The following is a 7,690-nucleotide window of genomic DNA, read 5'->3' as shown; positions in this document are numbered from 1 at the left end:
GACCCCCCGGAGGTTCGCCCACCGCCAGGTGTCCGTGTCGAGTTCGGCCAGCACCCGCACCAGCCGCCGCTGCCCTTCGCTCAGGCCGTTGAAAAGTCAGCGACGCCGGCTTCCGGGTCGGGTGCGCCGAAGGCCGGCCGCAGCGCGGCCCCGGCGACCGGGAAGCCCACACCGCGGCTACGGCAGCGACCGTGACCAGGCCGAACTCGCGGAGGGCATCGTCTGAGCCACCTGCCCGGGGAGTGCCGGTCCCGGTGCGGACCGGTGCGGCGGATACGGCAGGATGAACGCTCGCGCCGGTCAACGGAGTTCCGCGGCCGGCGCGATCGCACATCCCGCACATCGAGCAGGTGGTTACGTGACGAGACCTCACAGTCGGCACCCGGCAGCGCTTTCGCACCCCGGAGGTGGGAGGTGAACCGCGCGCTGACCCTGGACGACTCCCGGACGCCCTCGCCCGCCAGCCGTTCCGGGCCGGGTTCCGTCTGCGCGGGCGGGACCGGGCGACCGCCGAGCTCAAGGGGCCGGCCACGATCCGGTGGCACGCCTACGACCTGATCGCCAAGCGGCTGGCCCCCGCCGAGCCGTACAGGGACGGCAGGCAGACCCCGTACCGGGGCCATCCGGTCTTCGTCGCCCAGCACGCGACCGCCACCTGCTGCCGGGGCTGCCTCGAGCGCTGGCACAAGATCCCGAAGGGGCGGCAGCTCAGCCGCACGGAGCACGTGTACGTCGTGGACGTGATCTGCCGCTGGATCGAGCGGGAGATGGCGGGCGGGACCGGCGGCACGGGCCCCGCCCGCCGCGGCTGACTCAGAGGGTGGCGGAGTTCCCGTCACGCCCGGGCCGACGGGCGCCGCGCCGTCCGGTGGGCGATCACCCGTGGCCACCGGGGATCGTTTGTCATGGCCACAAGAAGCGACATCCGGTTGCGCCGACGCGGCACGATTTCCGGCCGGGACCCCTGTCGAGCCGACCCCCGTCACGAGATATCTTGATGTCGAGCAATGTTGCAGACGTGGAGCGGAGCACCCGGTGACTGACTCGACCATCATCTACACCTACACAGACGAGGCCCCGGCCCTGGCGACGCATTCGTTCCTGCCGGTGATCCAGGCGTACGCCTCGCAGGCCGGTGTGCCCGTCACGACCCGTGACATCTCGCTGGCCGGGCGCATCATCGCCGTCTTCCCGGAGTACCTGAACGAGGACCAGCGCATCCCGGACGCCCTGGGCGAGCTGGGCGAGCTGGCCAAGACGCCCGCCGCCAACATCATCAAGCTGCCGAACATCTCGGCGTCCATCCCGCAGCTGAGGGCCGCCGTCGCCGAGCTGCAGGGCAAGGGCTACGCGCTGCCGGACTACCCGGACGACCCGAAGACCGACGAGGAGCGCGAGATCCGCGCCCGTTACGACAAGATCAAGGGCTCCGCCGTCAACCCGGTGCTGCGCGAGGGCAACTCCGACCGCCGCGCCCCGGCCTCGGTGAAGAACTACGCCAAGACCCACCCGCACCGCATGGGCGCCTGGAGCTCCGACTCCAAGACCGATGTGGCCACCATGGGCGTGGACGACTTCCGCTCCACGGAGAAGTCCGTGGTGATCCCGGCGGCCGGTTCGCTGCGCATCGAGCTCAAGGGCGACGACGGCTCGACCACCGTCCTGCGCGAGTCCGTCCCGGTCCTCGAGGGCGAGGTCGTCGACGCCTCCGTGATGCGCGTCGCCGCGCTGCGCGAGTTCCTGACCGCGCAGGTCGCCCGCGCCAAGGAGGAGGGCGTCCTGTTCTCCGTGCACCTGAAGGCCACGATGATGAAGGTCTCCGACCCGATCGTCTTCGGCCACGTGGTGCGCGCCTTCTTCCCGAAGACGTTCGCGAAGTACGGCGAGACGTTCGCCGCCGCCGGTCTGACCCCCAACGACGGTCTGGGCGGCATCTTCAAGGGCATCGAGTCCCTGCCGGAGGGCGCCGAGATCAAGGCCTCCTTCGACGCCGAGCTCGCCGAGGGCCCCGCGCTGGCGATGGTCGACTCCGACAAGGGCATCACCAACCTGCACGTGCCGTCCGACGTCATCGTCGACGCCTCGATGCCGGCCATGATCCGCACCTCCGGCCACATGTGGGGCCCGGACGGGCAGGAGGCCGACACCCTCGCGGTGCTGCCGGACTCCTCCTACGCCGGCGTCTACCAGGCCGTGATCGAGGACTGCCGCGCCAACGGCGCCTACGACCCGTCGACCATGGGCTCCGTCCCGAACGTCGGCCTGATGGCGCAGAAGGCCGAGGAGTACGGCTCCCACGACAAGACCTTCGAGATCGGGACGACGGGCACCGTCCGCCTGGTCGACGAGGCCGGCGAGGTCGTCCTGGAGCAGACGGTCTCCGCCGGCGACATCTTCCGCGCCTGCCAGACCAAGGACGCACCGATCAAGGACTGGGTGAAGCTCGCCGTCACCCGCGCCCGCGCCACCGGCGACCCGGCCGTGTTCTGGCTGGACGCGACCCGCGCCCACGACGCCAACCTGATCGCCAAGGTCGAGCAGTACCTGGCGGAGCACGACACCGAGGGCCTGGACATCAGGATCCTGGCCCCCGTCGAGGCCGCCAAGCTGTCGGTGGAGCGCATCCGCCGCGGCGAGAACACCATCTCGGTGACCGGCAACGTGCTGCGCGACTACCTGACCGACCTCTTCCCGATCCTGGAGCTGGGCACCAGCGCCAAGATGCTGTCGGTCGTCCCGCTGATGGCGGGCGGCGGTCTGTTCGAGACGGGCGCCGGCGGCTCCGCGCCGAAGCACGTCCAGCAGCTGGTCAAGGAGAACTACCTGCGCTGGGACTCCCTCGGCGAGTTCTTCGCCCTGGTGCCGTCCTTCGAGCAGTACGCGGAGACCACCGGCAACACCCGCGCCAAGGTCCTCGCCGACACCCTCGACCGCGCCACGGCGACCTTCCTCAACGAGGACAAGTCCCCGACCCGTCGCCTCGGCGGCATCGACAACCGCGGCAGCCACTTCTACCTGTCCCTGTACTGGGCGCAGGAGCTGGCCCAGCAGACCGACGACGCCGACCTGGCCAAGGCGTTCGCGCCGTTCGCCGAGACCCTCGCGGCGGCCGAGCAGCGCATCGTCGACGAGCTGAACGCCGTCCAGGGCTCCCCGGCCGACATCGGCGGCTACTACCAGGTCGACAAGGCCAAGGCCGACCAGGTCATGCGCCCGTCGGCCACCTGGAACGAGGCGCTGGCGTCCCTGAGCTGACGCCCGCGGCACACGGTCCGCACGCTCCGCCCCGGTCGGCACTGCCCGGCCGGGGCGGAGCCGTTGCCGGACACGCCCGGCCGTCCGTCCGAACGCCACGCCGATCACCTGGAGCAGACCGTGCCCTCATTCGAACTCCTGCCCGGTGCCGCCGAGTCGCCCGTGCTGCTGCACGTGCCGCACTCCGCGCGGGTGATCCCCGCGGACGTGCGCACGGGGATCGTGCTGGACGACGACGGTCTGGAGCGGGAGCTGGACCACATCACCGACGCCCACACCGCCGAACTCGCCGAGCGGGCGGCCGCCCTGGCCCGCGTCACGCCCTGGCGGTTCGTGAACCGGCTGTCGCGGCTGGTCGTGGACCCGGAGCGGTTCCCGGACGAGCGGGAGGAGATGCTCGCCGTGGGCATGGGCGCCGTGTACACGCGGACCACGCACCGGGGCGAGCTGCGGCCCGCGGACACCGATCCCGGGCCGCTGCTCGAACGGTACTTCCGGCCGTACGCGCGGGCGATGTCCGAGGCGGTGGCGGACCGGCTGGCGGCGACCGGGCGGGCCGTGGTGATCGACGTGCACTCCTATCCGGCCCGGCCGCTCCCCTACGAGCTGCACGGCACCGGCCCGCGCCCGCCGGTCTGCCTGGGCACGGACGCCTTCCACACCCCGCCGGAGCTGGCCGGTGCGGCCCGCGAGGCGTTCGCGGACTGCGGGGAGACCGGCCTGGACACCCCGTTCAGCGGCGCCTACGTACCGCTGGAGTACTACGGCGCCGACGCCCGGGTCGGCGCGCTCATGGTCGAGATCCGGCGGGACACCTACATGACCGAGCCGGGCGGCCCGGCCGGGCCGGGACTGGACCGGCTCGCCGCCGCGCTCGCCGCGCTGACCGACGCCGCGTAGCCCTCCGGCTGGAGCAGTCCCGCAGGACGGCGGCGGTGGGGCGTACGAAGGTGGAGGGCATGACGACCGCGGAGACAAGTTCGCCCACCGGCCAGGAACCGCCGCCACCCGTACGGGACTGGCCCGCGCTCGACCTGGCCGGCCCGGACTTCGACCCGGTGCTCGCCGGGCTCATGAACGAAGGTCCGCTGACCCGGATCCGGCTGCCGTTCGGCGAGGGCTGGGCGTGGCTGGCCACCCGGTACGAGGACGTCAGGCTGATCACCAACGATCCGCGGTTCAGCCGTGCCGAGGTCGTCCGCCGTCAGGTGACCCGGCTCGCCCCGAACTTCGCGCCCCGCCCGGGCTCGCTCGCCTGGGCCGACCAGCCGGACCACAACCGGCTGCGCAAGCCGGTCGCCGGCGCCTTCACGGTGGGCGCGATGAAGCGGCTGCGGCCCCGCGCCCAGCGGTTCCTCGACGAGCTGGTGGCCGGCGTCGTACAGGACGGTCCGCCCGCCGACCTGGTCGCGCGGGTGCTGGAGCCGTTCCCGATCGGCGTCGTCAGCGAGGTCATGGGGGTACCGCCCGCCGACCGGGAGCAGGTGCACACCTGGACCCGGCAGATCATCTCCCTGTCCGGTGGCGCGGAGGCCGCCGACCAGGCCAAGACCGGGCTGTACGGCTGGATCCGCTCGATCGTCCGGGCCCGGGCGCACGGCGCGGACGAGGACGTCTACTCGCTGCTCGCCGGTGCGGTGGCGCGCGAGGAGATCAGCGAGGAGGAGGCCGTGGGGCTCGCCGGCCCGCTGCAGATCGGCGGCGAGGCGGTCACGCACAACTGCGGGCAGATGCTGTTCCTGCTGCTGACCCGGCCGGAGCTGATGGAGCGCATGCGGGCGCGCCCCGAGGCGCGCGGCCCGCTGCTGGACGAGCTGCTGCGCTGGATCCCGCACCGCAGCACGGTCGGCCTCGCCCGGATCGCCCTGGAGGACATGGAGATCGCCGGGCACCGGATCACCGCGGGCGACCCGGTCTACGTCTCCTACCTGGCCGCCAACCGTGACCCGCGCCTGTTCCCGGACCCGGAGCGCATCGCCCCGGACCGGGATCCCAACCCGCACCTCGCCTTCGGCAACGGCCCGCACTACTGCACCGGCGCGGTGCTGGCCCGGCTCCAGCTCGAACTGCTGGTGGGGACGCTCCTGGACCGGCTGCCGGGGCTGCGGCTCGCCGTGCCGCCGGAGCAGGTGCGCTGGCGGCACCGGACGATGATCCGCGGGCCGCAGACCCTGCCCGTGTCCTGGTGAGCGGGAGCCGGGCGCGGATCAGGCCCGCAGCCACTCGGTGACGATCACCTCCGCGCCGGTCCGCAGCCTGAGGGCGAACGGGCCGGCCGGCGGGCTGTCGCTGGTGAAGCGGCCGAGGGTGTCGACGGCGACCGGACGGACGGTCTGCGGGCCGCCGAGCACCTCGACGCGCGCCGACTGCGGCGGCAGCACCTGGCCGATCAGCCCGTCCCCGGTGACCTCGACGTCGACGGTGACCTCGCCCGCGCGGAACGTCAGCATCCGCGGCGGATCCATGACGCCCCGGACCGGCAGCGCGTCCACCAGCGAGTCGAAGGTCAGCTCGGCGATCCGGGCGTCCAGGTCGTGCAGCGCGTAGGCGTCCAGCGCCAGTTGGCGCAGGGCCTCCGGGACCGGGTCCAGGACGGCCGCCGCCTGCCGCAGCTCCTCCTCCAGCAGGGCGTCCGACAGCTCCGTGCCGTCCGCGTCCTCGTATCCGCTCGTCCGCTCGTCGTCACCGCTCACGCCGCACCCCGTGCGTCCATCCGGGCCCGCAGCCGGCGCAGGCAGCGCTGGCGCAGGGGACCGATACTGCCGACCGCGATGCCGAGGGCGGCCGAGATCTCCACATAGCTGGGCGGCGGTGAGGCGATCAGCACACGCAGCAACTGCCTGCACCGGTCGCCCAGTTCGTCCAGCTCCTGCCACAGGCGGCGGACCCGCTCGGCCCGGTCCGCCGCCTCCTCCGAGTCGATCAGCGTCTGCTCCGGCGTCCGGTCGTCGCTGGCCCGGTCGAGAACCCGCGGATCGTCCGTCAGCGTCAGCCGCGTCAGCCCCCTGAGCACCTTCAGGCACTCGTGGCGGGCGGTGCTGGCCAGCCAGGAGCCGGCCTTGTCGGGTTCCCGGATCCGGCCCAGGTGCTGGGCGAAGCGGAACCACACGGTCTGGTAGACCTCGTGCCCGTCGGCGTCGGAGAGCCGGTGCGCGCGCACCACCGACCACACCAGCGGACTCATCCCTTCCACCAGCGCCTTCCAGGCCGCGGCGTCCCCGTCGACGGCGGACTGGACGAGCGCGCCGACCTCTGTTCGGTCCACGGCTCCACCCCTCGTGTACGGCTCGTCATCGTACGCCGTGGAGCGGAGGGTTCCGGCCCTCACGCGGGCAGCGCGGGGCTCGCGACCGGGAGCGGGCGCCAGGTGGGCGGGAGGAGCGCAGCCACGTGCGCCCCGCGCACCTCGGCCCGGCCGGTCGTGTCCGCCAGGAGCCCGGTACCGGCGGCGCGCGGGTCACGCTCCTGGTCCGCGGTCATCCGGGCGGCGACGAGGCCCGCGACCACCGGGGTGGCGAAAGAAGTGCCGCTCCACTGGGCGAGACCGTCGAACATCACCTGGTCCGGCTTGGCCCCGGTGCTCTCCCGCCCCTCGCTCAACACGCCCGTGTGACGCGGGAACTGACAGGTGCAGGCATAGGTGAAACCGAACCGGCAGGCGTCGTAGGTGGAGTGCTGGTAGAGGTACGGCACGGGCGTGCCGAAGCCGGTCAGGGCGCTGGTGAGGCGCTCGCCGGGGGCGTAGACCCGCACCCACGGGCCGTGGTTGCTGAAACACGCCTCGCCGTCCCCGTCCGAGCGCAGGGCGCCGACCGACACCACGTTGTCCGCGTACTCGGGCAGGGACGCGTAGGCGGCGGGCCAGAAGGGAGTGTCGCTCGCGTTGTTCCCGGCGGCGGCGACCAGCAGGGTGCGCTGCTCGCGCAGTTCGCCCATGAAGGCGTCCAGGCCGATCAGTCCGTCGGCGCCCTCGGTGGGGGTGCCCGCGGAGAGGCTGATGACGTCGGGCCAGCCGCCCCGGTCGACGGCGTCGAAGAGCCGGGCGCCGAACTCGGACTCCAGCACGGCGCCCGCGTCGTTCAGCGTGTTGCGGACGGTGATGTCGGTGTTGGGCGCGACGGCCGCGAGGATCCCGGCGATGAACGTGCCGTGGCCGACGTACTGGCGGAGCACTCCGTCGCCGTCGGTCTCGTCGAGCTGGGCGTCGCCCGTGGTGTGGGCGAGCAGCGGGTAGCCGCCGTGGTCGTGCACGAGGCCGGTGTCGATGACCAGGACGCGGACAGCGGTGTCCGGGTCGTGGGCGGCCTGGGCCGCCGCCGGGTTGGGCGATCCGGTGCGCGCGACGGGCACCGGCTCGTCGCCGGGGCAGGCGTTGACCGCGATGTGCAGCACGTGGTTGCGGCTGACCAGCCGTCGGCCCCGGCGTTCCTCCGCC

At 72.9% G+C, this 7,690-nt stretch carries 7 protein-coding genes; 4 read left to right on the top strand and 3 right to left on the bottom strand.

Annotated features, from left to right (window positions below; genetic code table 11):
- Positions 1-407: 407 nt before the first annotated feature.
- From ACWEN3_RS36265 to ACWEN3_RS36250, 4 genes are all read left to right on the top strand, one after another.
- The gene (locus tag ACWEN3_RS36265) at positions 408-812 is read left to right on the top strand and encodes a DUF4186 domain-containing protein (RefSeq protein WP_452979908.1); all 405 of its coding nucleotides are present in this window, start codon (positions 408-410) and stop codon (positions 810-812) included.
- Positions 813-1,035: 223 nt separating this feature from the next.
- Complete coding sequence (locus ACWEN3_RS36260) at positions 1,036-3,255, top strand: NADP-dependent isocitrate dehydrogenase (protein ID WP_452979905.1); 2,220 nt, start codon at positions 1,036-1,038, stop codon at positions 3,253-3,255.
- Between the two features lie 108 nt (positions 3,256-3,363).
- Positions 3,364-4,155, top strand: a complete 792-nt coding sequence (locus ACWEN3_RS36255; RefSeq protein ID WP_452979911.1) for an N-formylglutamate amidohydrolase — start codon at positions 3,364-3,366, stop codon at positions 4,153-4,155.
- Positions 4,156-4,214: 59 nt separating this feature from the next.
- Positions 4,215-5,444, top strand: coding sequence for a cytochrome P450 (locus ACWEN3_RS36250; RefSeq protein WP_452979902.1), 1,230 nt, complete (start codon positions 4,215-4,217; stop codon positions 5,442-5,444).
- A gap of 18 nt (positions 5,445-5,462) precedes the next feature.
- Here ACWEN3_RS36250 and ACWEN3_RS36245 read toward each other — a convergent pair whose 3' ends face one another.
- The 3 genes from ACWEN3_RS36245 to ACWEN3_RS36235 all read right to left on the bottom strand — a co-directional run.
- Entirely contained in the window at positions 5,463-5,948 is a 486-nt protein-coding gene (locus ACWEN3_RS36245; RefSeq protein ID WP_452979900.1) for a hypothetical protein, read from the bottom strand.
- Positions 5,945-6,520 carry an RNA polymerase sigma factor gene (locus ACWEN3_RS36240; protein ID WP_452979897.1) on the bottom strand — a complete coding sequence of 192 codons (576 nt, stop codon included), beginning with the start codon at positions 6,518-6,520 and terminating at the stop codon, positions 5,945-5,947. Before ACWEN3_RS36240 ends, ACWEN3_RS36245 begins: the two co-directional genes overlap by 4 nt.
- A 59-nt stretch (positions 6,521-6,579) precedes the next feature.
- A partial coding sequence (locus ACWEN3_RS36235) for a S8/S53 family peptidase (RefSeq protein ID WP_452979894.1) occupies positions 6,580-7,690 on the bottom strand: 1,111 nt, incomplete at its 5' end.

This window comes from Streptomyces sp. NPDC004561, assembly GCF_053602155.1.
Note: the sequence above shows the minus strand (reverse complement) of the source record. Positions and strands in the feature narration are given on the sequence as shown.